The organism is Ignatzschineria sp. F8392 (genome assembly GCF_002252045.1).
In the GTDB taxonomy this organism is placed as follows: domain Bacteria; phylum Pseudomonadota; class Gammaproteobacteria; order Cardiobacteriales; family Wohlfahrtiimonadaceae; genus Ignatzschineria.
Genome location: NZ_NEFF01000001.1, coordinates 181,484 through 206,418 on the forward strand (window position 1 = coordinate 181,484; position 24,935 = coordinate 206,418).

The following is a 24,935-nucleotide window of genomic DNA, read 5'->3' on the forward strand; positions in this document are numbered from 1 at the left end:
TTGGAGCTCAATCGCTCTATAAATTCCTATTAGAGTATCAAAAAGAAGGCGCAAGCGGGAGCTGTTTTCACCTTTATTCTTCGATAATGTTGGGATATTTTTTTTAGTAATTGCTCGATGATTTTTTAAGATGTTTTGATCTCTTCTTGTGAGATCTGGTGGATCTTCCTACTGATAGACTTTCCCTTTATGGTGCTCTATCTCGAAGGGGAGAGTGCTCTATTATTTTCGAATGACCTTCACATGATCTATCCGCATGATCTATCAAATGCTTTGGGGTAGAGATTGAAAATGGAGAGATCACTTTAAAATGAAAAAGTTAGCACAGAGCGAAGCGGTCAGTTAGGTGATTGTGGAAGGAGATCGAGCAACAGAAATAAAGGTCTGCCTATAGCCCAAATGTTCTTTTGGTGGATTATTGGGGAGAAAAATATGCGTAAATTTCACTAAATATCCGCTATACTGTTGGTTAAAGTATTATTTTATTAGCCTCAAAAGATTGAACTCTCGTAGGTTCTTTCTTTTGAAGGTTCTATTCAATTGTGTAAGGCCCTATTTCCTCTCTTATTTTCTCAATAAATATGGTAGCAAGAGTGATGAAATGGAGTGGTTGAGGGGTGGGCTTTAAAAAGTAAGTAGAGGTAGTTGGTAGCACTCTTCATGCCTGATGAGGCTATTTATCGCTATTTTCACAAAATAAGCAGGACTGCATTGCAGGGGGCTTATCAAAAAAAGAGGATTATTTTTATGGTAGACCAAAAGTTGTTGAGTGATATTGACCCATTAGAGACCAAAGACTGGGTTGATTCAATCGAGAGTGTCCTTGAAACAGAAGGGGAAGAGCGTGCACACTTTCTTATTGAGAAGGTGATTGAACGGGCACATCGTGATGGTGTGAAGATCCCGTTTACAGGTACAACCGAGTATATCAATACAATCCCTGCGGATAAGCAGCCCCGTTATCCAGGAAACTCAGAGTTAGAACATACCATCCGTTCCTATATCCGTTGGAATGCGATGGCGATGATCGTTCGATCAAATGCGATTGACTCTAGTCTTGGTGGACATATTGCGAGCTATGCTTCATTAGCAACGATGTGGGAAGTTGGTTTTAACCACTTCTGGAAAGGGAATACCGATACACAAGATGGCGATCTCATCTTCTTCCAAGGGCACTCGAGTCCTGGGATCTATGCACGTGCTTTTATTGAAGGACGTATTACAGAAGAGCAGATGGATAATTTCCGCCGTGAAGTGGACAATAAAGGGCTCTCCTCTTATCCACACCCCTGGTTGATGAAAGATTTTTGGCAATTCCCAACAGTTTCGATGGGATTAGGTCCTATTCAAGCGATCTATCAAGCGCGCTTCTTAAAGTATCTTCATTCACGTGGACTTGCGAATACAGAAGGACGTAAAGTCTGGTGCTTCTGTGGAGATGGTGAGATGGATGAACCAGAATCATTAGGTGCAATCTCTCTTGCTGGTCGTGAAAAACTCGATAACCTTATCTTCGTTATTAACTGTAATTTACAGCGTCTTGATGGACCTGTTCGTGGTAACGGTAAGATTATTCAGGAGCTAGAATCAGGTTTCCGCGGTAATAATTGGAATGTGATTAAGCTTATTTGGGGGAATGGTTGGGATTCTCTTTTAGCACAAGATCATGATGGTATTTTGCGTAAACGAATGATGGAGTGCGTTGATGGAGATTACCAAACTTATAAATCTCGCGATGGTGCTTATGTTCGTGAGCACTTCTTCAATAGTCCAGAGCTTAAGGCGATGGTTGCACATATGTCGGATAATGACGTTTGGCGCCTCAATCGTGGTGGTCATGATGAGAACAAAGTCTATGCAGCATATGATGCGGCAGTGAAGACAGAAGGAAAACCAACAGTTATCTTAGTCAAAACCATCAAAGGTTATGGTATGGGCCAAGATGGGGAGGCTCAAAACGTTGCGCATCAGCAAAAATCGATTAGCCTTGAATCCCTTCGCCGATTCCGTGACCGCTTTGAGGTGCCTATCTCAGATGAAGATCTTGAAGCGCTCAACTTTATTCGTCCTCCTGAAGGAAGTCCAGAACTTGAGTATCTCCATGAGCGTCGTCGTGCATTAGGGGGATATGTTCCTTCTCGTCGCGTTCAAGCAAAAGAGAAGCTAACGGTTCCTAAGCTCGATGCATTTAAGGCGCAATTAGAGGCAACTGCAGAAGGTCGTGAAATCTCAACAACAATGAGTTTTGTTCGTATTCTTAATACGATTGTGAAAGATAAAGTGATCGGTAAGCGCGTTGTTCCTATTTTAGTGGATGAGTCGCGCACCTTCGGTATGGAAGGGATGTTCCGCCAATTGGGGATCTGGTCACAAGCTGGGCAGCAATATACGCCACAAGATGCCGGTCAATTGATGTTCTATAAAGAGACGAAAGATGGGCAGATTTTACAAGAAGGGATTAATGAGGCAGGGGGTGTGAGTTCATGGATTGCCGCTGGTACCTCATACTCAAACTCTAATGTTGAGATGATTCCTTTCTTCGTCTGTTACTCTATGTTCCAGATGCAGCGTACTTTTGACCTCATTTGGGCTGCGGCAGATCAGCGGACACGTGGCTTCCTGATGGGAGGAACGGCGGGCCGTACGACACTCAATGGTGAAGGGCTTCAGCATGAAGATGGTCATAGCCATATTTTAGCAAGCTTGATTCCAAACTGTATCTCTTATGATCCTGCGCTTCAGTTTGAGTTAGCGGTTATCGTTCAAGATGGTTTGCGCCGTATGGTGGAAGAGCAGGAAGATGTCTTCTACTACATTACGATCATGAATGAAAATTATGCACATCCTGCAATTCCTGAAGGTGTTGAAGAGGATATTCTTCGTGGTATGTATCTCTTAAAAGCAGGAGAGAAGAGTGATGCACCAAAAGTTCGTCTTTTAGGTGCAGGTACAATCTTGCAAGAGGTGATGCAAGCGGCAACGCTTCTTAAAGAGGATTGGGGTGTGGAGAGTGATCTCTATAGCTGCCCAAGTTTTACTGAGCTTGCGCGTGATTTCCATGAGTGTGAGCGTCAAGCTCTCTTCCATCCTGAAAAAGAGGCGCCGGAATCATTTGTGGGTAAAATGTTAAATCATTCTGATGCCCCTGTCATTGTCTCTACTGACTATGTCCGTATGTATGCAGAGCAGATTAGACCTGCGGTTAAAGCACCTTACCGTGTTTTAGGTACGGATGGTTTTGGTCGTTCAGATACAAGAGCGCAATTACGTAAGTTCTTTGAGGTTGATCGCTACTACATTACTATTGCGGCGCTCAAAGAGCTTGCAGATGCAGGAACGATTGCACGATCAGTCGTAACAGAAGCAATTAAGAAATATAACATTGATGTTAATAAACCAAATCCACTTTGGGTATAAGGTTTTAAGCGCCCCTCTATTAGGAGTGGCGCTTCCTTATTCTAGGGTGTGTAAAACTCATGAGATGAGTTGTTAGATAGATAATTGAATAGACTATTAAATGGGTTATTGACAGATATAGAAGGATAAGAATTATGGCGAATATTGATTTAAGAGTTCCAGATATTGGGAATTCTGATGCCGTCGATGTCATTGAGATTAATGTTAAGGTGGGCGATATTGTTGCGGTTGATGATACGCTCGTAACATTGGAATCAGATAAAGCATCGATGGATGTACCTGCAGAAGCGGCAGGAAAGATTACAGAGATTTTGGTTGCAGTGGGCGATCAAGTTCAAACGGGTGATGTTATTGCGCGTGTTGAGGCGGTGAGTGAAGCAGATGCTACGGTTAATAACGATGCAGCCGAGGCGAAATCAGAAGTGGTTGCAGAACCATCACCTAAAGCACCGACAGTTGCCGAAACATCAACAGTTAAGAGCTCATCTACAACAGGTGGGGAGATTGCAGAGGTTACAATCCCTGCCGTTGGTAATTCCGATGAATTAGATGTGATTGACATTGCTGTTAAAGTGGGCGATCACGTCAAGCTCGATGATACCCTTGTGACATTAGAGTCCGATAAAGCATCAATGGATGTACCCGCTGATAAAGAGGGGGTCATTACTGAGATTGCATTGTCCGTGGGCGATAAAGTTAAAGAGGGTGATCTTGTCGTTAAGATTCAGACAGGCGGGGCGGTAACAGCTGCAGCGCAAACTTCTGCACCAGCACAAGTAGATGCGCCGGCAAAAGAGGTGCAGCAAGATGTTGTTAAATCATCATCTGAGAGTTTAAAAGCCCCTCATAAAGGGGATCAACTTCCTATTGCACCTGTACAAAATGCTGCAGAGCTCGATTTTAGTGGTGCGCATGCAACCCCTTCTGTGCGTGCATTTGCTCGTGAATTAGGTGCGGATCTTAATCAGGTTAAAGGGTCAGGGCGTAATAATCGTATTTTGCGTGAAGATGTGTTGCAATACGTTAAGGGAGTCCTCTCTGGAAGTGTGGCAACATCAGGGGCTAAGGCGTCTAACGTCAATGGTGGTGGTCTAGATCTCCTTCCTTGGCCTAAAGTTGATTTTTCTAAATTTGGAGAGGTAGAAGAGAGAGAGCTTTCCCGTATTCAGAAGATTTCTGGGGCAAATCTTGCGCGCAACTGGGCGATGATTCCTCATGTTGCTCAGTTTGATGAGGCAGATATTACTGAACTAGAGGCTCTGCGTAAGCAGCTTAATAAAGAGTATGAGCGTGAAGGTGTTCGTGTCACTATCTTGGCATTCCTCTTTAAGGCTGTGGTAAAAGCGTTGCAGAAATTCCCTGAGTTCAATAGCTCATTAGAAGGGGATAAACTCATTCTTAAAAAATATTACCATATCGGTTTTGCAGCTGATACACCTAATGGGCTTGTCGTTCCTGTTATTCGGGATTGTGATAAGAAAGGGGTATTAGAAATTGCTACTGAGATGCGTGAGCTTGCAGGCTTAGCGAGAGAAGGGAAATTGCGCGGAGATCAGATGACCGGTGGTTGCTTTACTATCTCCTCTTTAGGTGGAATTGGTGGAACAAACTTTATTCCTATTATCAATGCACCAGAAGTTGCGATTTTAGGGGTTGCGAAGAATCAGGTGAAACCTGTCTGGAATGGAAAAGAATTTGAACCTCGTTTAATGATTCCTCTATCACTTTCATACGATCATCGTGTGATTGATGGGGCTTTGGGCGCGCGTTTTATCGTCTATCTCAATGAGCTTTTAACTGATATGCGTCGTATGGTGATCTAGGAGAGAGATATGATTATTGATTTAAAACTCCCCGATATTGGTAATTTTGATAGCGTTGATGTTATCGATATTAGTGTCAATATTGGGGATCATGTTGAGGTTGATGATACGCTCTTAACCTTGGAATCTGATAAAGCTTCGATGGATGTTCCTGCCGAAAAAGCAGGTGTTGTCACAGAGATATTGGTCAATGTTGGTGATAGTGTGAAAGAGGGCGATCTCTTTGCACGCTTAGAGGTAGCAGATGCGGACCTATCGAGCGCTTCAGCAGTGAAAGAGAAGATTGTTGACAGTGAGGCATCAACGAGTGCTGAACAGGAAGAGAAGGCGGCTCTTGTTGACTCATCCATTATTGATGCTGATTGCGACCTGGTTGTTATTGGTGGCGGTCCTGGGGGGTATTCAGCTGCTTTTAGAGCTGCAGATCTTGGTCTTAAAGTTGTTTTAGTAGAACGTTATCCGACAATCGGTGGCGTTTGTCTCAATGTGGGATGTATTCCATCTAAGGCGCTTTTGCATGTCGTTGATGTTATGGAAACGGCTAAATCATTTGCCGATATCGGTGTAACATTTGCTAAGCCTGAGGTTGATATCGATAAGTTGAGAGGCTTTAAAGAGTCTGTTATCGGGAAATTGACAGGTGGATTAGCAGGTATGGCTAAGATGCGCAAAGTCGAGATTGTTCAAGGCTTTGCAACTTTCAAAAATGATCACTGTTTAACAGTAGCACTAGATGATGGCGCAGAGCGAGAAATTCGTTTCAATAAAGCGATTATTGCGGCTGGATCCTCGGCTGTTAAGCTTCCTTTCTTGCCAGAAGATCCTCGCATCATCGATTCAACGGGAGCGCTTGAGTTAGAAGATATTCCTCAAAAGCTTCTCGTTATTGGTGGTGGAATTATTGGTCTAGAGATGGCGACCGTCTATTCAACACTTGGTAGTGAGATTACTATTGCAGAATTTGCCGATGGCTTAGTGCCGGGGGCGGATCGTGATTTAGTGAAGGTCTTTGAAAAATATAATAAAGATCGATTCCATAAAGTGATGCTTAAGACCGCTGTTACGGGTGCTGTTGCAAAAGACGAGGGTATTGAGGTGACTTTTGAAGGGGAGAATGCCCCGGAGACACCTCTTCTCTTTGATAAGGTTCTAGTTGCGGTAGGGCGTAAGCCAAATGGTTTAACGCTTCATGCAGAGAGAGCAGGGGTGAATGTTGATGAGCGTGGCTTTATCTCTGTCGATAGACAGATGCGCACCAATGTTTCTCATATCTTTGCGATTGGTGATATTGTTGGTCAACCAATGCTGGCACATAAAGCTGTTCATGAAGGCCATGTTGCGGCGGAAGTCTGTGTCGGTGAGAAGCGCTTCTTTGATGCGAAATTTGTACCTTCCGTTGCTTATACTGATCCAGAGATTGCTTGGGCGGGTTTAACCGAAACAGAGGCGAAAGCGAAAGGAATTCCTTACGAAGTCTCTGTCTTCCCATGGGCGGCAAGTGGTAAAGCGATTGCAAATGGTCGTGATGAAGGCTTTACAAAGCTTCTCTATGATCCTGAAAGTAAGATTATTTTAGGAGGTGCTGTAGTTGGGATTCACGCCGGTGATCTTATTGGTGAAGTCTGCTTGGCTGTTGAGATGAGTGCCGATAGTATCGATATTGGACATACTATTCATCCACATCCAACATTGATTGAATCGGTAGGAATGGCTGCTGAAAATATTTTAGGCGCATGTACCGATCTGCCACCGATAAAAAAGCGTAAATAGTTCATTATGAAATATAGATAATCAATATTGATTATCGTGGTAGCTTTCTTGATATTTAAATGGTATTTAAGTGGTATTTAATTGATCTTGCAATAATCGATCTTTCAGTAATGTTTAGATAATATTGAAGATGCTATTTAAAAGCATAGAATGTGAAAAGAGAGCAAAAAGAGAGCCCCGAGATATAAAATCTTGGGGCTATTTTTTTTATGAATGATGAGAAGAGAGAGGGCGGAAATTATACAAATTTACTGATTTTGGGTTCTGCTGTTAGTTACCGCTCAGCTTTCGTTCTAATCCTAATCCTAATCCTAGTTTTAGTTTTAGGGCGAATTGGATCGGGATTAAGATCTATTTCTCTTCATTCATCATGGCGTAATACTCTTCTTCTGTCAGAAGCTTCTCTTTTTCTCGCTTAATCGCTTTTTGTGCCGCCTCATCATAGAGCTCCTCTTCAGGTGCACGTTCTTTATCGATCTCATGCATGATGTCATAACACATTTCGCGCGTATGTAGTTTTGTCATTGCTGAAATTGCAAAGTGTGGGGCAGAACGATCCCAATTGACCGTATTTAAAAACTCTTCAATCGCATTTTCACGATCTTCCTCGGGGATAAGATCAATCTTATTTAAGACTAGCCAGCGAGGCTTTTGGTAGAGCTCTTCACTGTAATTTTTTAACTCTTCTAAGATTGTAAAGTAATCTGCAACCGGATCTTGGGAATCGCTAGATGCCGAAAGATCAATCAGGTGGAGAAGGATGGAGGTACGGCTAAGGTGCTTGAGGAACTGTATTCCCAATCCAACCCCTTCAGAAGCTCCGGCAATAAGGCCAGGAATATCAGCAACGACAAAACTGTGGAGTGGGTCAATATCAACTACACCTAAGCTCGGTGCTAAAGTGGTAAAAGGATAATCCGCAACTTTAGGGCGAGCGCCAGAGATTGCACGGATTAATGTCGATTTTCCGGCATTAGGAAGCCCTAATAGGCCAACATCTGCCATCACCTTCAGCTCTAAGCGTAGCTCTCTCTCATCACCCTCAGTTCCAGGTTTTGATTGTCTAGGTGCTCTATTGGTGGATGTCTTGTAACGAGTATTCCCTAAGCCATGATATCCGCCTTGTGCAACTTTTACGATCTGACCATCTTCTGTTAAGTCAGCGATAAATTCGTTGGTAACATTATCAAAGACCTGGGTACCTAGAGGAATATCAAGATAGAGATCTTCCCCATCCTTTCCTGTTCTGTTAGCGCCAGCGCCATCTTCTCCACGCTCTGCACGATAGGTGCGAGTGTAGCGATAGGTCATTAGTGTATTCAGTGCTTTAGTTGCACGAAGGTAGACGCTTCCGCCATCACCGCCATCTCCACCATCAGGGCCACCGAAGGGGATAAATTTTTCGCGTCGAAAGCTAACACAACCATTGCCACCATTGCCGGCGATAACAACAATTTTTGCTTCATCAATAAATTTCATTGAATTACCTCAATTTATAATGTGAGGACATAAAAAAAGCTCCACGGTAGATAGTGTGGAGCTTTCATGACTATTTCGTTTAGTAGCGAAATGAATTAAGCAACTGGCTCGATGCTTACATATTTACGCTTGCCTAAACCTTTTGTTTCAAATGTAACGTGACCGTCAGCTTTTGCAAATAGTGTGTGATCTTTGCCAACACCGACATTTAATCCTGCATGAAAACGTGTTCCACGTTGACGAACAATGATTGAACCAGCGGTTACAAGCTCACCACCAAAACGCTTTACTCCAAGACGTTTACTTTCTGAGTCACGACCGTTACGGCTCGAACCTACACCTTTCTTCTGTGCCATAGTTTAAGTACCTCTATCTAGTTAATTAAGCGCTGATGCCAGTGATTTTGATTTCTGTAAAATGCTGGCGATGACCCGCATGATGACGGTAGTGCTTACGACGGCGGAATTTGATGACATCGATCTTACGAGTACGACCTTGCTTTCTAACTTCTGCTGTCACTTTAGCGCCCGCAACCACTGGGGTACCTACAGTTACATTACCATCTGCACTAACAAGAAGAACATCATTTAACTCGATGTTAGAACCTTCTTCTGCACCTTCGATTTTTTCAATACGGAGGATTTGACCTTCCGCGACGCGATATTGTTTACCGCCCGTTCTAATTACTGCATACATAATTGCTGAATGCTCCGCATAAATTAATTTACATAAAATATTCGATCAAACCAGCCATTTGAGAGGGGACTACAAAACGGTCGGGTTTAAGAGGGGTAATATTAAAACTTATCTAATAAATAGTCAAGCTTTGTGCAAGCTTAACAGAAAGAATATACCCATGTTCTCTAGAACCTCTGACCCCACTCTCAGTTGGAGTTTGCTACATTTTATAGGGTTTTAAAAGATCTTGCTATCCCATTTCCCACTACAACTTATTAGTTTAAGTGTTGTAGCATTTTTTGCTACTTTCAATCTTGCTTTCAAGCTTGTTTTTAATCTGATTGATACTTCTTGATAGTTTGTAGTAGGGCTTAGGGTGCCATTAAGCAAGAGGGAAATAGCGCCTTAAAATATCGTAATTTCTTCTTTAATCATAGAGATTTCTTCTTTTTTAATTAAGTTTTTATAAAAGAGGATCTTTTAAGGAGATGGGACAGGTATAAAAAATCTAGAGAAGGGGGTAATAGATGCAAGAAGCTTTAGTAGGGATGATCTTATTTCTACTGATAACTTATGGCATTTTACAGCTACTGCGACAAGAGCTAAAAGTTGCGGTACAGATAGAGCAGAAAGTGGTAAGTTTTTCGTTAAGAGAGGAGCAGCTAGATGTCTATTAGGAGTCGAGGTGCTAGCTCTACTGTCAGAGATATTGATGGGGGTGCGGGCTCTTTAGGAGTAATGTTCCCTGTGGAGAAGGGAGTAACGTTACTCTCATTTGTTGTTGGTTTGGCTTTGGCGGGAACGTTACTAGTTATGGCTGTATTAACTTTTCAGCAGGTGTTTCACGTGCAACAGCAGGTTGAGGCGCAAATTTCAGTATTGGATGCGCTGATGGAAGTAGAGGATTTTTATCGAAAGGAGTTGGGGCGATTACAATTTGCCCCTTATTGCCCTTCATTATTACCCCCTTTTCAGGAGCTTTTTTTAGGGGATGGTATGACGCGAGAGTATCGAGATAGAATGGCGATGGGAGTTGTTATCTCAAAGCGGAAGGCAGGTAGTGATCCCATCGTCGATCTTTTAAAGCTAAAGGGGCACGGTAGTGGAACCTATCTTCCAAAGCCACCTAAAAATATTTCGCGCTTATTAAATGGTGCTGATCTTCTCTATATTAATGGGTTAATTCCTAGTGATCTGCGACTAGATGGAAGGTGTTTTGTGGGAGAGTATGATTCAGATCTCATCGGGCTGCGAAAGGGGAAGTTTTATATTACTGATTGTCAGAGTGCCTTATTGCTAGAGGCGGAACGAGATGGTGGGATATTTTATGTTGCGACAGAAGATTATCAGCGTGTGAAAGAGCTGTTTGATCCTGCTCAAGTGCAGATATATCTCTATAAGGAGTATCTTATCTATCTACAGATAAGGGATGATATTGGTCAGTTAGTAGTAGACTATATGGATGGGCAGGCATTTTTGAGGATCCCTTTTATTGCTGATATGCGTTTTAATTTGAGGGTAAATGGTCTCAATATTAAATTAGTTGCCGCTGTTCCTTCTCATCGTCGAAAACGAGCTGTTATAGTCGAGGAGGAGGGGTATCGTCGTACATTTCTTAATAGTGGGGCGGTTAGGTTAAGGTCTTTAGAGGTGCGCTGGTAGGATGAGGCGAGAGCGGGGTTCTATACTTCTCACTTTAATGGTAGTTTTTCTACTCTGTGGACTCTATCTATCATCGGGTGTTGTTGCGCTTAGTTTAAAGATTTTCCAGCTTCAGCGGTGGCATAGATCGCTCGAAGAGCGGGAGCGGACTATTTCTCTTTTTCTGCAAGAGAGGGCGCGGATCGATTGGGGTGAAGGTGAGACTACTCTTTCGACGAAGGGGTGTCATCTATTTAGTCAGCGGGAATTACGGCAACGGGAAGGTTTTTCTGTAAAGAGAGTAGGTGATAACTGTTATCCGGCGAGTGATAGAACTATTTATCAACTCTCTTTCGCTGGGGGAGTGAGTGATCATAATCGAGTGTTGTATCAGTATCAGTTTGTATCTAAGAATAAGATGCCGATTTTAGAGCCAATGTTAAATGTTGAGCGTGAGGAGGATCGATGGATTCTTAGAGTTCGATATCAAGGTGAAGTCTTGACCTTTCAGGTTCTGAAGAACGTTTTGAGGGATAGTGGTATTGACTTAGATGAGCGAGATCTTGCTACCTTTGGTCTGGTCCCGATGGTTGAAAATCACAATCAAAACTTAGATCTCCTCTTTGCGCTACAAGGTGGAAAGTATTTATGGAAGCTAAAAAGGGAAGGAGTGCCGAAACTTTTGCACCAATTTCGTGATGGGGAGAGGGTATTGGCATCGTTATTTAAACCTATAGAGGGTAATCTCTACTTGTTAGTAGTTAATGATCGTCACTCTTTAGCTGAATCATTAACACTTTATCTATTGGATGTTAGTGCAGATCATCTTGCTTATAGGGTGTTGCAAGAGGATCTGCTTTTGAGCTATCGAGGTATAGCAGAAAAGGGAAATTTTAAGGTGGAGAAAATTGACGGTCGTTCTCTTGTAATGCGAGGAGAGATGCGGGAACGTTTAGGTTCTGCTGTGGATGAGTTTCTTTTTGCTATCGACTGGAGTGGTGATGCGCTTTGGGGAAGAGATTATTTCTGGAGAAGATCAGCGATCGAGTGCGGATTTCAGCAGGAAGTATATGAACCGATTCCTGGATGGCAGATTGGATGTCAACGGCAAGCGTCGACTAAGCTGCTCTATCTCTATTAATGCCATCTCCACCCCTTTTTATCCACGACATCATTTTTGTTTGATAGATATATTTGGGCTCTTATTTTTAGGGGTTGTCGATATCTCTATATGGAACTATATAGAAGAAATATATGAAGTAGGGGGATCTACGGCTGATCTATAAAAACTCTCTGCTATCGATAAGAGCTATTTAATGAGGGCTATTGGTGAAAGTTATTGATGAACGTTATTATTAAAAGAATCTGGTATCTTAATAATTCAGCTATCTTTAGATAAGATAACTATTTCTTAATAAATTCTATGTTTTTGGATAGAGTTGGTTGAGGTTTGAGAGGTATTGTTAATGCGATATATCGGAGCATTTCGGATCGGTTATTACTATTATTAGTTATTGGTATTTAATAGAGCTTGTATTATTGGTGTTGTTTGGATGTTTTGGTTGATATCTGCAGAATCTACTATATGTAGAGGTGTGTCTTTCAAGATGGGTGAAGGTTTATTTGATAGGGAAGTGAAATGAGTCAAGAGAGTGATAAGCGAGCTTTTTTTGAAACAGTGACAGTAAAGAAGTATCAAGAGGGTCGCTGGAGAGAGGAGCAAGATGATGTGTTGGTAGAGGTGCCGGTGGCTCTCACATATAATGGCTATCCTCATGTAGTCGTTATGTCTACGCCGAGAGATATCATTGACTTTGTGTATGGATTTTCGCTGACAGAGGGGATTATTAGTTCTATACAAGATGTCCGTTCGATCTCTATCGATCCAAGAGAGAATGGTATCGAAGTGAGAATTGAGATTACACCACTTAGCTTTAGTCGTATGGAAGGACGGAGGCGGCAGATGAGTGCTAGAACGGGATGTGGGATTTGTGGTCTAGATTCACTATCAGCAGTGGTGAGAGATCAGGTGAAGATCGATTTTGATTTTAAGCTTGATGAGGCGGCGGTAGATAAGGCTTTAAGGAGTTCTAATGCTTTGCAGGTGATGAATCAGCGCACCGGTGGGGCACATGCCGCTTTTTTTGTTAATCGAAGTGGTGAGATTTTACTCGCTAGAGAGGATGTTGGTCGGCATGTTGCTTTAGATAAGCTCGTAGGCGCTCTTTTGCAAGGTGATTATGATTGTAAAGAGGGGTTTATTTTAACAACCTCTCGAGCAAGTTTTGAGATGGTGCAAAAGACAGTTGCTGCACAAGTTGGTATGTTGGTAACTATGTCTGCACCAACCTCTATGGCAATTAAACTTGCAAAAAGGATGGGGCTAAAGTTAGCGGCTTTTACGCGGGTCGATAAAATTAATCTCTATCAAGGTTGACAGAAATAGCTATAAATTATACTATTTCGTATCCTCTAGGTTAACTAGGGGATCTTATGTTATTTTTGTAACTCATGTTATTTAGCAAGGATTTAGATTTAATGGTAACAGTTAATCAGTTGATCCGCCGTCCGCGCGGAACGAAAGCTGATAAATCTGACGTTCCTGCACTTGAGGGTTCTCCTCAACGTCGTGGAGTATGTACAAGGGTTTATACAGCAACGCCTAAGAAACCTAACTCTGCTATGCGTAAAGTATGTCGTGTTCGTTTAACTAACGGATATGAAGTCTCTAGCTACATCGGTGGTGAAGGGCATAACTTACAAGAGCATAGTGTTGTTTTAGTTCGTGGTGGAAGAGTTAAAGACCTTCCAGGGGTTCGTTATCACGTAGTTCGTGGTGCATTGGACTCACAAGGTGTTGATAAACGCCGTAAAGGTCGTTCAAAATATGGTGCTAAGAAGCCTAAAGCATAATCGCTTAGCTTAATTTAGTTTCTGTTGGATTTAGTATTTATTGAGAGTATCTCATGTCAAGAAGAAGAGAAGTCCCAAAACGCGAGATTTTGCCTGATGCAATCTATGGCGATGTAATGCTTGCGAAGTTTATTAATATGGTGATGGTTTCTGGTAAGAAATCAATTGCTGAGCGTATTGTTTACGGTGCATTAGACATCGTTAAAGAAAAAGGTCACGAGAACCCAGTTGAAGCTTTAGAGCAAGCTTTAGATAATGTTCGACCAAAAGTTGAAGTTAAATCAAGACGTGTAGGTGGTGCAACTTATCAGGTGCCGGTAGAAGTTCGTGCATCAAGACGTGATGCATTAGCGATGCGCTGGATGGTTGATGCAGCAAGAAAACGTTCTGAGAAGTCAATGACGCGTCGCATGGGTTCAGAGATTTTAGATGCCCTCGAGAACCGTGGTGCGGCAGTAAGAAAGAGAGAAGACATGCACCGCATGGCAGAAGCGAACAAGGCTTTCTCGCATTTCCGTTGGTAAAAGAATTACAGAATTTGTTCATGCAATTGCGGTGCTCATATATTTTGGGACACCGCATTTATTGTTTAAAGAAATTAAGATTTAATTTTAAAAGAAGGATTTATTATGGCTCGAACTATGCCTATTGACCGATACCGTAATATTGGTATCAGTGCTCACATTGACGCAGGTAAAACTACCACATCTGAGCGTATCCTCTTCTATACTGGTAAAAATCACCGTATTGGGGAGACTCACGATGGTACTGCAACGATGGACTGGATGGCTCAAGAGCAAGAGCGCGGAATCACAATCACATCTGCGGCAACCACTTGTTCATGGAAAGGGATGAAGCAACAATTCCCTGAGCATCGTATTAACCTTATCGATACACCGGGACACGTTGACTTTACAATCGAAGTTGAGCGTTCAATGCGTGTTCTAGATGGTGCGGTAATGGTGTACTGTTCAGTAGGTGGTGTTCAGCCGCAATCTGAGACAGTATGGCGTCAAGCGAACAAATACGCAGTACCTAGAATTGCATTTGTTAACAAGATGGACCGTACAGGTGCTGACTTCTTCCGTGTTGTTGATCAGATGAAAGAGCGTCTTCGTGCAAATGCTGTTCCAATTCAAATTCCAATTGGTGCAGAAGATAACTTCGAAGGTGTGATTGATCTTGTAACAATGACAGCAATCTACTGGAATGAAGAAGATATGGGTATGACGTTCGAAGAGCGTGAGATCCCAGCTGAGCTTCTTGCTGATGCAGAAAACTACCGTTCACAAATGGTTGAGGCTGCTGCAGAATCAAGTGAAGAGTTGATGGATAAGTATCTTGAAGAGGGTGAATTATCTGAAGAAGAGATTCGTCAAGGACTTCGTGCCCGTACATTAGCATCTGAATTAGTACCTGTTTGTTGTGGTACAGCATTCAAAAACAAAGGTGTTCAAGCATTGCTTGATGATGTGATTTACTATCTCCCATCACCAACAGAAGTAAAACCAATTGCTGGTGAGCTTCCTGACGGTGAGCCAGGTGTTCGTAAGTCATCTGACGAAGAGCCTTTCTCTGCACTTGCATTTAAGTTAGCAAATGACCCATTTGTTGGAAACTTAACTTTCGTTCGCGTCTACTCAGGTGTCGTTAAATCTGGCGATCACGTTTACAATCCTGTGAAAAGCAGACGTGAGCGCGTTGGTCGTCTACTTGCTATGCACTCTAACTCTCGTGAAGAGATTGATGAGGCAAGAGCGGGTGATATTATTGCTATGGTTGGACTTAAAGATGTTACAACAGGTGACACTCTCTGTGATCAGAAAGATCAAATTACGCTTGAGCGTATGGAGTTCCCAGAGCCTGTAATCTTTGTTGCAATTGAGCCAAAAACAAAAGCTGACCAAGAGAAGATGGGTATGGCGCTTTCACGTTTAGCACAAGAAGATCCATCTTTCCGTGTAAGAACTGATGAAGAGTCAGGTCAAACGATTATTGGTGGTATGGGTGAGCTTCACTTAGATATCATCGTGGATCGTTTGAAGCGTGAGTTTAAGGTAGAGTGTGGTGTTGGTGCGCCGCAAGTTGCTTATCGTGAAACAATCACTAAGCCGGTTGAAGCGGAAGGTAAGTTTGTACGTCAATCTGGTGGTCGTGGTCAGTTTGGTCATGTATGGTTGCGTATTGAGCCGCAAGAGCTTGGTAAAGGTTATGAGTTCGTTGATGAGATTGTTGGTGGTGTTGTTCCAAGAGAATATATCCCAGCGGTTGATCGCGGTATTCAAGAGCAGATGGCAAACGGTGTTATCGCAGGCTATCCAATCGAAGATGTAAAAGTAACATTATATGATGGTTCATATCATGATGTTGACTCAAGTGAGATGGCGTTTAAAATTGCTGGATCTATGGGCTTCAAAAATGGTGTTCAAAAAGCAGGTCCAGTATTGCTTGAGCCAATCATGAAGGTGGAAGTAGAGACGCCTGAAGAGTACATGGGTGATGTTATGGGAGACCTTAACCGTCGTCGTGGTAATCTTCAAGGTATTGATGATGCATTTGGATCAAAACTTATCAGAGCGGAAGTTCCATTATCTGAGATGTTTGGTTACGCAACAGCGCTTCGTTCATCAACGCAAGGTCGTGCAACATACTCCATGGAATTCTTGAAGTATAACCAAGCACCAAATAGCGTTGCTGATGAAATCATCAATGCGAATAAGGTAGACTAATAAAGTCTAATTAAAATAAATAATTTGCAATCTAATAGACAAGCTCTATAATGTAGAGCTTGTTTTTAGCTCTTTAAAAAATTGGGGTATTAATAGTATGTCAAAGGAAACTTTTAGTCGTAATAAACCGCACGTAAACGTCGGTACAATTGGTCACGTTGACCATGGTAAAACAACTTTAACCGCGGCTTTAACAAAAGTGGGTAACGAATCTATAGGCGCAAACGTACGTGCATATGATCAGATCGATAACGCACCGGAAGAGAGAGAGCGTGGTATCACGATTTCAACTTCTCACGTTGAGTATGAGTCTGAAAATCGCCACTATGCACACGTAGACTGTCCTGGACACGCCGACTATGTGAAAAATATGATCACTGGTGCAGCGCAGATGGATGGAGCTATCTTAGTATGTTCAGCTGCAGATGGACCTATGCCACAAACTCGTGAGCATATCCTTTTATCGCGTCAGGTAGGTGTTCCATATATTCTTGTTTTCTTAAATAAAGCAGATATGGTTGATGATGCCGAGTTAATCGAGCTTGTTGAAATGGAAGTTCGTGAACTTCTTGATGCATACGATTTTCCTGGTGATGATACCCCAGTTATCGTTGGTTCAGCGCTTAAAGCAATTGAAGGCGATGAGTCAGAGATTGGTGTTCCAGCAATCAAAAAGCTTCTTGCGGCTTTAGATGAGTGGATTCCTGAGCCTGTTCGTGAGATCGATAAGCCATTCCTTATGCCTATCGAAGATGTTTTCTCAATTTCAGGTCGTGGTACTGTAGTAACAGGCCGTATCGAATCAGGTATCGTTAAGACTGGTGAAGAGTTAGAGATCGTCGGTATTCGCCCAACTCAAAAAACAACATGTACTGGTGTAGAGATGTTCCGTAAGCTTCTTGATCAAGGTCAAGCAGGTGATAACGTGGGTGTTCTTCTCCGTGGTACTAAGCGTGAAGATGTTGAGCGCGGTCAAGTATTAGCAAAACCAGGATCTATTAAGCCTCATACTAAATTTGAAGCAGAAGTTTACGTTCTCTCAAAAGAAGAGGGTGGACGTCATACTCCATTCTTTAAAGGTTATCGTCCACAATTTTATTTCCGTACTACAGACGTTACAGGTGCTTGTGAGCTACCTGAAGGTGTAGAGATGGTTATGCCTGGTGATAACGTAAAAATGGTTGTTGAGTTAATCAACCCAATTGCGATGGATGAAGGTTTACGCTTTGCGATCCGTGAAGGCGGTCGTACAGTAGGTGCTGGTGTTGTAGCGAAAGTTATTGCATAATTAATTTTTTTCCTAGGTTTCTTTTGGAGCCTAGGATTTTTAAATGAGAGTAGTATGGATAATCAAAGAATTAGAATTCGCCTTAAAGCATTTGACTATCGTTTAATTGATCAGTCTGCAAAAGAAATTGTTGAAACAGCTAAGCGCACAGGTGCGCAGGTTAAAGGTCCAATTCCTTTACCTATTAAGCGTGAAGTATTCACAGTATTGACATCACCGCATGTTAACAAAGATGCGCGTGATCAGTATGAGTTAAGAACTCATAAACGTCTCATGGACATTGTTAATCCAACAGATAAAACAGTTGATGCATTAATGAAACTGGATTTAGCTGCTGGTGTGGATGTACAAATTCGTTTAGACTAGTACGGGTTTGTTCGCGATGAAGGTCGCCAACCTTCCTCTCGTTTTTATCATTTATTAATTGAGGTTATAAAATGGCAGTAGGATTAATCGGAAAAAAACTCGGGATGAGTAGAGTTTTTGGTGAAGATGGTCGCTCTCTTGCAGTGACTGTTGTGCAAATCGAAAACAATGAAATTGCCCAAATCAAAACAGCAGATACTGATGGTTACACAGCGGTACAAGTAGCGCATGGTCCACAGTATTCAAGCAAAAAGAAAAAATCATTAGATGGACACTTTGCAAAAGCAGAGATCGCATCAGCACGTTCACTTTGGGAATTTCGTGTCGATACTACAGACGCATATGAAGTTGCACAAAAGTTAACTGTAGAGTTATTTGAAGCAGGACAAAAAGTCGATGTTTCAGGCGTTACGCAAGGTAAAGGTTTTGCCGGTACAATTAAACGTCATAACTTTGCTGGTCAACGTAATACGCACGGTAACTCATTGTCGCATCGTGTTCCAGGATCAATCGGTCAATGTCAAGATCCAGGTCGTGTTTTCAAAGGTAAGAAAATGGCGGGACACATGGGTGCAGTTCGTAGAACAGCTCAAAATCTTGAGATCGTTGGAGTAGATACTGAGCGCAACTTACTTCTCATTAAAGGTGCTGTCCCAGGACCTAAGGGGTCAGATGTTGTTGTGTCTCCTGCAATCAAAGTGAAAAGAGGTAAGGCGTAATGGAAATTCAAGTAATCGGCGGATCTCCAGTTGAATTAGATGCCACGCAGTTTGGTCGTGACTTTAACGAAGCGTTAGTGCATCAAGTTGTAACAGCATATCAAGCAGGTGGAAGAGCAGGTACTCGTGCTCAAAAAACACGTGCTGAAGTAGCAGGTTCTACAGCGAAGCCATGGAGACAAAAAGGAACTGGTCGTGCACGTGTTGGTAGTAAGCGTAACCCTATCTGGAGAGGTGGTGGTGTAACGTTTGCAGCTAAGCCACAAAACTGGAGCCAGAAAGTAAACAAGAAAATGTACAAAGCAGCGATGCTTAACATTCTTTCTGAATTGATCAGAAGTGAGCGTTTAGTAGTTGTTGAAGATTTCACAATGGAAGCGCCAAAGACGAAAGCATTTATCGCTAAGTTAGAAAGCTTGAATGTACATAATGAAAGCGTATTAGTGGTTACTGAAGCTGTTGACTTCCCGCTCTATTTAAGTGCTAGAAACGTGCCAAACGTTCTTGTACTTGATGTTGAAGCGATTGATCCAGTTAGCCTCGTACAGTTTAATAAAGTTGTAATGACTAAACAGGCGCTTGTTTCAGTTAAGGAGTTATTAGCATGATTTTAGATGTTAAAGAAAGATTAATGAAAGTGATCATTGCTCCTCATGCGTCTGAAAAAACAGCGCGCCAAGAAGAGCTTAATCGTGAAGTAACTTTCCGCGTATTGAAAGATGCCAATAAGAAAGAGATTGCTGATGCAGTAGAGCTCTTATTTGGACGTAAAGTAGAGAAGGTTACTGTGCTTAACCAAAAAGGTAAGCGTAAATCATTTGGCCGTCATATGGGTGTAAAGCAAGATTGGAAAAAAGCTTATGTAACACTTGCAGACGGGGAAGATGAAATTGATTTTTTAGGTGATATGTAATGAGTATAAAAAAAGCTAAACCAACTTCACCAGGTCGTCGCTCACTAATTCAGGTTGTAACGCCAGGCCTTCATAAAGGTAAACCATATGCTCCATTAGTAGAAGGTCAGCATAGAACCGGCGGCCGTAATAATGATGGACGTATTACTTCACGTCATCGTGGTGGTGGTCATAAACAACATTATCGTTTGATTGACTTTAAACGTAATAAAGAGAATATTCCGGCAAAAGTTGAGAGAATCGAGTACGATCCAAACCGTACAGCGCATATTGCACTTCTTTGCTATGTAGATGGTGAGCGTCGTTACATTATCGCTCCTGCAAAAGTAGAAGTAGGTGATGTGTTATTTGCGGGTCCAAATGCGCCCATCAAAGCAGGTAACTCTCTGCCACTTCGTAATATTCCAATTGGTACGACAGTGCACTGTGTTGAGATGAAGCCAGGGAAAGGTGCTCAGTTAGCACGTTCAGCAGGTACTTCAGTACAACTTATCGCTAAAGAGGGTGAGTACTCTACATTACGTTTACGTTCAGGTGAAATCCGTAAGGTTCTCTCTGATTGTAAAGCGACCGTTGGTGTTGTAAGTAATGGTGAGCATAGCCTTCGTGTGTTAGGTAAAGCTGGTGCAAGTCGCTGGGCTGGTGTTAGACCACAAACTCGTGGAGCTGCGATGAACCCGGTAGACCATCCACACGGTGGTGGTGAAGGTCGTACGAAGGGTGGTAGACATCCTGTGACGCCTTGGGGTCAACCTACTAAAGGTTACAAGACACGTACTAACAAGCGTACAAGTAAGTACATTGTTCGTCGTCGTACTAAATAATTAAATCGAATAAAGGGTAAAATATGCCACGTTCTATAAAGAAAGGTCCATTTATCGATCATCATCTACAAAAGAAAGTAGATGAAGCTGTAGCGTCAAATAATCGTCGTCCAATTAAGACCTGGTCACGTCGCTCAATGATCCTACCAGAAATGATTGGACTTACAATTGCCGTACACAATGGAAAAATTCATGTGCCGATTTTAATCACTGAGAATATGATTGGTCATAAGTTAGGTGAGTTTGCTGTCACTCGTACTTATCGCGGTCATGCTGCAGATAAAAAAGCACGTTAATAAGGAGATAAAACATGGAAAGTAGAGCAGTACATCGCCATGCGCGAATTTCTCCTCAGAAAGCGCGCTTAGTTGCAGATCAGGTCCGTGGACTACCAGTTGATCGTGCACTTACTTTGTTACAATTTAGCGACAAAAAAGCTGCAGATCTTATTCTTAAAGTATTAGTTTCTTCAATGGAAAATGCTGAGAATAACTTCGGTGCGGATATCGACAACCTTTATGTGAAAACTATTATGGTTGACGAGGGTCCTCTTCTTAAGAGAATGCGCCCACGTGCAAAAGGTCGTGGAGACCGTATTCTTAAGAAGACAAGTCACATCACAGTAATCGTTGCTGAAGCTTAATTAGGAGTAAGTCAAAATGGGTCAAAAAGTAAATCCAACCGGTATACGCTTAGGGATCTCAAAAGACTGGAATTCGCGTTGGTACGCGGATTCTAAGACTTTCCCTGAGTTTATTGAATCTGACTTTAAGGTTAGAGAGTTTTTAAGAAAGAAATTAGCAGGAGCTGCTGTTTCTAAAATTCATATCAGCCGTCCATCAAAATCAGCACAAGTTGTTATCCATACAGCTCGTCCTGGTGTTGTTATTGGGAAGAAAGGCGAAGATATCGAAATCTTACGTAAAGAGCTTTCAGAAATCATGGGTTGCCCAGTGCATGTGTCAATTCAAGAAGTAAGAAAGCCTGAATTAGATGCATATTTAGTTGCAGAGGGAATTGCTCAGCAATTAGAGCGTCGTGTAATGTTCAGAAGAGCTATGCGTCGTGCGGTAACTAATACTATGCGTTTAGGTGCTGAAGGTATTCGTGTTAACGTATCTGGCCGTTTAAATGGTGCGGAAATTGCTCGTGCTGAGTGGTATAGAGAAGGGCGTGTTCCACTCCATACATTCCGTGCAGATATTGATTACGGAACAGCAGAAGCATTAACAACTTATGGTATCTTAGGCGTTAAAGTTTGGATCTACAAAGGTGAAGTATTTGATTACCTTGCAGTAGAACAAGAAGAAGCGGCACCTAAGAAAAGAAACAGAAGAAGGAAAGGTGAGTAATCATGTTGCAACCAAAACGTACTAAATTTAGAAAAATGCGTAAAGGTCGTAACCGTGGAGTTGCGGCAGCAGGTAATAAGGTAGACTTCGGTGAATTTGGCTTAAAGTCTACAGAAAATGGTCGCATCAATGCTCGTGAAATCGAAGCAGCGCGTCGTGCGATTACTCGTTATATCCGTCGTGGTGGTAAAGTTTATATCCGTGTTTTCCCCGATGTGCCAATTACTGGTAAGCCATTAGAAGTTCGAATGGGTAGTGGTAAAGGTAACGTTGAGTACTGGGTAGCAAAAGTTCAACCAGGTCGTGTGCTTTTTGAAATTGAAGGTGTCACGGAAACTGTTGCTCGTGAAGCATTTAGACTTGCTTCTGCAAAGCTATCTGTTAAAACAGCGTTTGCTGAACGTACAGTTCTTTAAGAGGTAAAAAGTCATGAGTAAAGTATCTAAAGCAGCTCAATTGAGAGATAAGTCAGTTGAAGAATTAAGAAGTGAAAAGCTTGATTTACAACGCGGTTTATTTAATCTCCGTATGCAAAAGGCGACTGGTCAACTATCAAAGTCACACCAGTTCAAAGAATCTCGTAGAGAGATTGCGAGAATTAACACAGTACTTGGTGAAATGAAAGAGGGTGGTAAATAATGACTACTGCTATTGAACAGCAACACGCTCGTACCGTTGTTGGTACAGTTGTATCGAATAAGAGTGATAAAACCATTACTGTATATGTAGAAAGATTAGTAAAGCATCCTAAGTACAAGAAGTATGTGAAGCGCTCTACTAAGTTCTATGCGCACGATGAAGCGAATACATGTAACATCGGTGATATCGTTGAAATAAAACAAGTACGTCCTATTTCTAAGAAAAAAACTTGGGATTTAGTTCGTGTAGTTGAAGAGTCGAGAGGTTAATAATGATTCAGACGCAGACAGTTTTAGACGTAGCTGACAACTCTGGTGCACGTAAAGTAATGTGTATCAAAGTTCTTGGCGGTTCACATCGTCGATATGCTACCGTTGGGGATGTAATCAAAGTTTCTGTTAAAGAGGCTATTCCACGCGGACGTGCTAAAAAAGGTGATGTGTATAATGCAGTAGTAGTAAGAACTCGTAAAGGTGTTCGTCGCCAAGATGGTTCATTAATTAAATTTGATGGTAACGCTGCTGTACTTCTTAATAATAACTTGGATCCGATCGGAACTCGTATCTTTGGCCCAGTGACTCGTGAGTTACGTGGTGAGAAGTTCATGAGAATTATTTCGCTTGCGCCTGAAGTTATCTAGTAAAGAGGATTATTAAATATGTCAAAAATCCGTAAAGGTGATGAAGTTGTAGTAATCGCGGGAACCAGTAAAGGGCATCGTGGTAGCGTGCTTGAAGTGAAAGATGGACGTGTGAAAGTTACTGGTGCTAATAAAGTAACTAAACATGTCAGACCAAACCCACAACTCGGAATCGAGGGTGGTAAGGTAGAGCAAGAATCTTTCATCGATCTCTCTAACGTGATGATTTATAATCCCGAGACGAAAAAACAAGATAAAATCAAGATCGAAGTTACTGAAACTAAAGATGAAAATGGTAAAGTGAAATTCGTTCGTGAAAGAGTTTTTAAATCTACAAATAAAAAAGTTGGCTAGTTTAAATACTTTTGCTATTATAGCCAGCTTATTTTATAAATAATTACTGTGCCAAACAGGATGTATCGCATTAAAAGACATATCCGTTTGGCATTGAGGAATATCATGAAAGCAAGATTAAAACAGTATTATGATGAAGTTGTAGTACCAAAACTTATCGAAGAGTTTGGCTACACTAATCCTATGGAAGTGCCAAAAATCACTAAGATCGCTTTAAATATGGGTGTTGGTGAAGCGGTACTTGATAAGAAAATTATGGATAATGCCGTAGCAGAGTTAACTGCTATTGCAGGACAAAAAGCACAAGTGACCCTTTCAAGAAAATCGGTTGCTGGGTTTAAGATTCGTGATGGTTGGCCTGTCGGTTGCCGTGTAACATTACGTCGTACAACTATGTATGAATTTTTAGATCGCTTAATTAATATCTCTTTACCTCGAGTACGTGACTTCCGCGGTGTAAGTGCACGCTCATTTGATGGTGCAGGAAACTATAACTTTGGTATCAAAGAACAGATCGTTTTCCCTGAAATCGAATATGAGAAAGTAGATGCTACACGTGGGATGGACATTAGTATCGCAACAACTGCGAAGACTGACAAAGAAGCAAAAGCTTTATTAAGCGCTTTCAACTTCCCATTTCGTAATTAATTATAAAGCAGGAAATTATGGCTAAAGTATCAATGGTTAATCGTGAAAAGAAGCGTGCTGAGCTTGTTGCTAAGTATGCTGAAAAACGCGAGCAGTTAAAAAAGATTATTATTAGTGTCGACGCTACTGCGGAAGAGAAAGAAGCAGCAGTTATCGCACTTCAAAAATTACCAAGAGATTCTTCTCCATCTAGACGTCGTAGACGTTGTAGTATTACAGGCAGACCTCATGGTGTATACCGTAAGTTCGGTCTTGGAAGAAACAAGTTAAGAGAAATCACTATGCGTGGTGATATTCCTGGCTTAAGAAAAGCTAGCTGGTAGGAGAATTTTATAATGAGTATGCATGATCCAATTTCAGATATGCTAACCCGCATTCGTAATGCGCAAGTTTCTGAAAAAGTAAACGTAGAGATTCCTTTCTCTAACGTAAAAAAATCTATCGCTGATGTGCTTCTTGAAGAAGGTTACATCGCATCAATCGATGTTACTGGTGATAAAGCTTCTAATAAAAAATTAGTGCTCACACTTAAGTATCATCAAGGTAAGGCTGTTATTGAGCGTATTGAGCGTGTAAGTAAGCCAAGCCTCCGTGTATATCGTGATAAAAACAGCTTGCCACAAGTTTTAGGTGGTTTAGGTATTGCGATTGTTTCAACTTCACAAGGCATGATGACTGACCACAAGGCGAGATCTTTATCGCTCGGTGGGGAAGTGATCTGCGTTGTAGCTTAATTAGGGGG

Annotated in this window: 30 protein-coding genes; 27 read left to right on the top strand and 3 right to left on the bottom strand. The window is 41.9% G+C overall.

Going from position 1 to position 24,935, the window contains the following annotated elements; all coding sequences use genetic code 11:
• Window positions 1-747 precede the first annotated feature (747 nt).
• The 3 genes from aceE (at window position 748) to lpdA (ending at window position 7,010) form a co-directional block, all read left to right on the top strand.
• The gene (aceE, locus tag B9T19_RS00730) at window positions 748-3,417 is read left to right on the top strand and encodes a pyruvate dehydrogenase (acetyl-transferring), homodimeric type (RefSeq protein ID WP_094566704.1); all 2,670 of its coding nucleotides are present in this window, start codon (window positions 748-750) and stop codon (window positions 3,415-3,417) included.
• A 134-nt stretch (window positions 3,418-3,551) separates the two neighbouring features.
• Window positions 3,552-5,240, top strand: a complete 1,689-nt coding sequence (gene aceF, locus B9T19_RS00735; RefSeq protein ID WP_094566705.1) for a dihydrolipoyllysine-residue acetyltransferase — start codon at window positions 3,552-3,554, stop codon at window positions 5,238-5,240.
• 9 nt (window positions 5,241-5,249) lie between these two features.
• The gene (gene lpdA / locus B9T19_RS00740) at window positions 5,250-7,010 is read left to right on the top strand and encodes a dihydrolipoyl dehydrogenase (RefSeq protein ID WP_094566706.1); all 1,761 of its coding nucleotides are present in this window, start codon (window positions 5,250-5,252) and stop codon (window positions 7,008-7,010) included.
• A gap of 351 nt (window positions 7,011-7,361) precedes the next feature.
• Here lpdA and cgtA read toward each other — a convergent pair whose 3' ends face one another.
• The 3 genes from cgtA to rplU all read right to left on the bottom strand — a co-directional run bounded on the left by cgtA (window position 7,362) and on the right by rplU (window position 9,185).
• The gene (gene cgtA / locus B9T19_RS00745; protein WP_094566707.1) at window positions 7,362-8,489 is read right to left on the bottom strand and encodes an Obg family GTPase CgtA; all 1,128 of its coding nucleotides are present in this window, start codon (window positions 8,487-8,489) and stop codon (window positions 7,362-7,364) included.
• A gap of 95 nt (window positions 8,490-8,584) precedes the next feature.
• Window positions 8,585-8,845 (bottom strand): 50S ribosomal protein L27, encoded by a 261-nt coding sequence (rpmA, locus tag B9T19_RS00750; protein WP_094566708.1) that lies wholly within the window; start codon window positions 8,843-8,845, stop codon window positions 8,585-8,587.
• A gap of 25 nt (window positions 8,846-8,870) precedes the next feature.
• Window positions 8,871-9,185 carry a 50S ribosomal protein L21 gene (rplU, locus tag B9T19_RS00755; protein WP_094566709.1) on the bottom strand — a complete coding sequence of 105 codons (315 nt, stop codon included), beginning with the start codon at window positions 9,183-9,185 and terminating at the stop codon, window positions 8,871-8,873.
• A 509-nt stretch (window positions 9,186-9,694) separates the two neighbouring features.
• On the opposite strand from rplU, the gene B9T19_RS10530 reads away from it, so the two are divergent.
• The 24 genes from B9T19_RS10530 (at window position 9,695) to rpsH (ending at window position 24,927) form a co-directional block, all read left to right on the top strand.
• Entirely contained in the window at window positions 9,695-9,844 is a 150-nt protein-coding gene (locus tag B9T19_RS10530; RefSeq protein WP_158214317.1) for a hypothetical protein, read from the top strand.
• Window positions 9,834-10,829: a hypothetical protein gene (locus B9T19_RS00760; protein ID WP_094566710.1), complete on the top strand. Its 996-nt coding sequence runs from the start codon at window positions 9,834-9,836 to the stop codon at window positions 10,827-10,829. The genes B9T19_RS10530 and B9T19_RS00760 overlap by 11 nt, the downstream gene beginning before the upstream one ends.
• A 1-nt stretch (window position 10,830) precedes the next feature.
• The gene (locus B9T19_RS00765) at window positions 10,831-11,949 is read left to right on the top strand and encodes a hypothetical protein (protein WP_143436837.1); all 1,119 of its coding nucleotides are present in this window, start codon (window positions 10,831-10,833) and stop codon (window positions 11,947-11,949) included.
• Between the two features lie 498 nt (window positions 11,950-12,447).
• Window positions 12,448-13,245 carry a formate dehydrogenase accessory sulfurtransferase FdhD gene (gene fdhD / locus B9T19_RS00770; protein WP_094566712.1) on the top strand — a complete coding sequence of 266 codons (798 nt, stop codon included), beginning with the start codon at window positions 12,448-12,450 and terminating at the stop codon, window positions 13,243-13,245.
• Window positions 13,246-13,346: 101 nt separating this feature from the next.
• On the top strand, window positions 13,347-13,721 hold the full coding sequence (gene rpsL / locus B9T19_RS00775) for a 30S ribosomal protein S12 (RefSeq protein WP_026879366.1): 375 nt from the start codon (window positions 13,347-13,349) through the stop codon (window positions 13,719-13,721).
• 53 nt (window positions 13,722-13,774) lie between these two features.
• Window positions 13,775-14,245, top strand: coding sequence for a 30S ribosomal protein S7 (gene rpsG, locus B9T19_RS00780; protein WP_094566713.1), 471 nt, complete (start codon window positions 13,775-13,777; stop codon window positions 14,243-14,245).
• Between the two features lie 105 nt (window positions 14,246-14,350).
• Complete coding sequence (gene fusA / locus B9T19_RS00785; RefSeq protein ID WP_094566714.1) at window positions 14,351-16,450, top strand: elongation factor G; 2,100 nt, start codon at window positions 14,351-14,353, stop codon at window positions 16,448-16,450.
• Between the two features lie 97 nt (window positions 16,451-16,547).
• The gene (tuf, locus tag B9T19_RS00790; protein WP_094566715.1) at window positions 16,548-17,738 is read left to right on the top strand and encodes an elongation factor Tu; all 1,191 of its coding nucleotides are present in this window, start codon (window positions 16,548-16,550) and stop codon (window positions 17,736-17,738) included.
• Window positions 17,739-17,792: 54 nt separating this feature from the next.
• Entirely contained in the window at window positions 17,793-18,104 is a 312-nt protein-coding gene (gene rpsJ / locus B9T19_RS00795; protein WP_094566716.1) for a 30S ribosomal protein S10, read from the top strand.
• A gap of 71 nt (window positions 18,105-18,175) precedes the next feature.
• The gene (rplC, locus tag B9T19_RS00800) at window positions 18,176-18,823 is read left to right on the top strand and encodes a 50S ribosomal protein L3 (protein ID WP_094566717.1); all 648 of its coding nucleotides are present in this window, start codon (window positions 18,176-18,178) and stop codon (window positions 18,821-18,823) included.
• Window positions 18,823-19,431, top strand: coding sequence for a 50S ribosomal protein L4 (gene rplD / locus B9T19_RS00805; RefSeq protein WP_094566718.1), 609 nt, complete (start codon window positions 18,823-18,825; stop codon window positions 19,429-19,431). Before rplC ends, rplD begins: the two co-directional genes overlap by 1 nt.
• Entirely contained in the window at window positions 19,428-19,736 is a 309-nt protein-coding gene (gene rplW / locus B9T19_RS00810) for a 50S ribosomal protein L23 (protein ID WP_094566719.1), read from the top strand. The genes rplD and rplW overlap by 4 nt, the downstream gene beginning before the upstream one ends.
• Window positions 19,736-20,560 carry a 50S ribosomal protein L2 gene (gene rplB / locus B9T19_RS00815; RefSeq protein WP_094566720.1) on the top strand — a complete coding sequence of 275 codons (825 nt, stop codon included), beginning with the start codon at window positions 19,736-19,738 and terminating at the stop codon, window positions 20,558-20,560. Before rplW ends, rplB begins: the two co-directional genes overlap by 1 nt.
• A 23-nt stretch (window positions 20,561-20,583) precedes the next feature.
• Entirely contained in the window at window positions 20,584-20,856 is a 273-nt protein-coding gene (gene rpsS / locus B9T19_RS00820; RefSeq protein WP_094566721.1) for a 30S ribosomal protein S19, read from the top strand.
• A 14-nt stretch (window positions 20,857-20,870) separates the two neighbouring features.
• On the top strand, window positions 20,871-21,203 hold the full coding sequence (rplV, locus tag B9T19_RS00825) for a 50S ribosomal protein L22 (protein ID WP_094566722.1): 333 nt from the start codon (window positions 20,871-20,873) through the stop codon (window positions 21,201-21,203).
• Between the two features lie 16 nt (window positions 21,204-21,219).
• The gene (rpsC, locus tag B9T19_RS00830) at window positions 21,220-21,912 is read left to right on the top strand and encodes a 30S ribosomal protein S3 (RefSeq protein WP_094566723.1); all 693 of its coding nucleotides are present in this window, start codon (window positions 21,220-21,222) and stop codon (window positions 21,910-21,912) included.
• Between the two features lie 2 nt (window positions 21,913-21,914).
• Window positions 21,915-22,328 (top strand): 50S ribosomal protein L16, encoded by a 414-nt coding sequence (gene rplP / locus B9T19_RS00835; RefSeq protein WP_026878337.1) that lies wholly within the window; start codon window positions 21,915-21,917, stop codon window positions 22,326-22,328.
• A gap of 13 nt (window positions 22,329-22,341) precedes the next feature.
• Window positions 22,342-22,551, top strand: a complete 210-nt coding sequence (gene rpmC, locus B9T19_RS00840) for a 50S ribosomal protein L29 (RefSeq protein WP_094566724.1) — start codon at window positions 22,342-22,344, stop codon at window positions 22,549-22,551.
• The gene (gene rpsQ / locus B9T19_RS00845; RefSeq protein ID WP_094566725.1) at window positions 22,551-22,820 is read left to right on the top strand and encodes a 30S ribosomal protein S17; all 270 of its coding nucleotides are present in this window, start codon (window positions 22,551-22,553) and stop codon (window positions 22,818-22,820) included. Before rpmC ends, rpsQ begins: the two co-directional genes overlap by 1 nt.
• 2 nt (window positions 22,821-22,822) lie before the next feature.
• Window positions 22,823-23,191, top strand: coding sequence for a 50S ribosomal protein L14 (gene rplN / locus B9T19_RS00850; RefSeq protein ID WP_094566726.1), 369 nt, complete (start codon window positions 22,823-22,825; stop codon window positions 23,189-23,191).
• 18 nt (window positions 23,192-23,209) lie between these two features.
• Window positions 23,210-23,545 (top strand): 50S ribosomal protein L24, encoded by a 336-nt coding sequence (gene rplX, locus B9T19_RS00855; protein WP_094566727.1) that lies wholly within the window; start codon window positions 23,210-23,212, stop codon window positions 23,543-23,545.
• 105 nt (window positions 23,546-23,650) lie between these two features.
• A complete protein-coding gene (rplE, locus tag B9T19_RS00860) occupies window positions 23,651-24,193 on the top strand; it encodes a 50S ribosomal protein L5 (protein ID WP_094566728.1) in 543 nt (180 codons plus the stop codon).
• Window positions 24,194-24,210: 17 nt separating this feature from the next.
• Window positions 24,211-24,516, top strand: a complete 306-nt coding sequence (gene rpsN, locus B9T19_RS00865) for a 30S ribosomal protein S14 (RefSeq protein WP_094566729.1) — start codon at window positions 24,211-24,213, stop codon at window positions 24,514-24,516.
• A gap of 12 nt (window positions 24,517-24,528) precedes the next feature.
• Window positions 24,529-24,927 (top strand): 30S ribosomal protein S8, encoded by a 399-nt coding sequence (rpsH, locus tag B9T19_RS00870; protein WP_094566730.1) that lies wholly within the window; start codon window positions 24,529-24,531, stop codon window positions 24,925-24,927.
• The last annotated feature ends 8 nt before the right edge of the window (window positions 24,928-24,935 follow it).